The organism is Dielma fastidiosa (assembly GCF_000313565.1).
GTDB lineage: Bacteria > Bacillota_I > Bacilli_A > Erysipelotrichales > Erysipelotrichaceae > Dielma > Dielma fastidiosa.
The window spans coordinates 1-1,566 of sequence record NZ_CAEN01000081.1; the positions used below are offsets into that span (position 1 = coordinate 1).

Here is a 1,566-nt window from a genome sequence, read left to right on the forward strand (position 1 = left end):
GTACCGTCTTCATTGTTGTAACCCCAGTTACCGTTACCCATGTCATACCATCCAGCAGCATTTGTAACACCTAGATTATCAAATGCTTCACGTAAATTATCAATCTTCGTTTGAATTTTGCGGATTTCTTTAGTTTGTGATTTAGTTAGATTATTAACATACTTGCCCTTCTCATTAGACATTTCATAAATAGCATCTTCAGCAGCTTCTAATGTTGCTTTATCAGAAGCTTTAATATTAGCAGGAGTTAATTTTTCGATATCTGTTGTTACTGCATCCCAGGCATCAACGAAATCAGTTAAATGATTCATGACTACATCAATACCAAATAATCCTTCCTTAGTATCTACCAATTTAAAGAAGATATCATATGCGTCAGCTCCTAAATCTGTTTTTAATGTAGAAGTACCAGTAAATCCGTCTACCCATCCAGATTTGTCTACATAATAATTACCTACTTTCTTAGTTTCGAAATTATAAACTTCATCTAATACATCTTCTTTTAATGCTTTTAAGATTTCATATTGTTCATTTGATAGTGTTTTTGCCCATGCGCTAGCGCTCTTCTTCTCAGTATCTTCAGAATCAGTAAATTTCTTTACAATAGATCTTACTGTAGAATCATCACCAGTTAAAGCTTCTTCTACCTTAGTGGATGTATAAGCTTTATATGCATTAGTTTTGAGAATATCTTTTAAATCAGTAATTGTATCTAATAAATCCTCATATTGAGCTATAATATCTTGAACAGCATCTTCATTTTTTACACGATAATAATTTGGAGCATCTTTAATATCTGAAATACGCTTTTTGATATCAGTTTTGCTTGATAAATTGATGGTTTCAGTTACTCCACTAGTATACTTAGTTTCCTTTTCAAATGCATCTACATTCTTACCAAAATCTAATTTATCTTTACCATCCAAATCTTGTTCCAACACTGTTGTCCAAGCTGCAACAAAAAGATCTGTTACTTTATCATCTGATACTACATAATCAGATGCTGCTTCTTCTAAATCATTATATACAGTATCAAAACGATTAGACAATTTTTCGTCTAAACGATCATAATAACCATCTTCAATCCACTTTGTCATTTTCTCATATGCTTTAACAGCAGCGGAGGCATTATCTTTCAAAGAAGACCCATTCCATTCACCACCAGCTGCTAATTGTGTTGCATAAAAGTTAACTAAGCCGCCTGTTTTTTCTGTATCATTTGCATCTGAAGTAAAATATGCTGTTGAGAACATACCCTTTGAATCCTTGCCAGTTTCAGTATCCGCAGCAATAATATTAACAACATCCATCCATTTTCTAAATGTTGTATAATCAGAACCGGTTAAATGTTTCTCTAAACCTGCTTTATTAACAATAATTGTTGCAATAATTCTAACATCATCGGTTCCATCTATAGTTGCTTCACTTTCAACGTTTAACTCTTCTAAACCAATTTTTTCAATTGCTTTTGACAAATCATAAAAAATAGTTTTGCATTTTGCAGCAGTATCATCCGTGCCATCGCATACAGCTATTGGAGCAGCAGCGAACACCGGAGCAGCATTG

At 33.1% G+C, this 1,566-nt stretch carries 1 protein-coding gene; it reads right to left on the reverse strand.

Going from position 1 to position 1,566, the window contains the following annotated elements:
* The coding region (locus DAHG_RS21280; protein WP_034456092.1) for a hypothetical protein at positions 1–1,566 on the reverse strand (1,566 nt) is incomplete at both ends.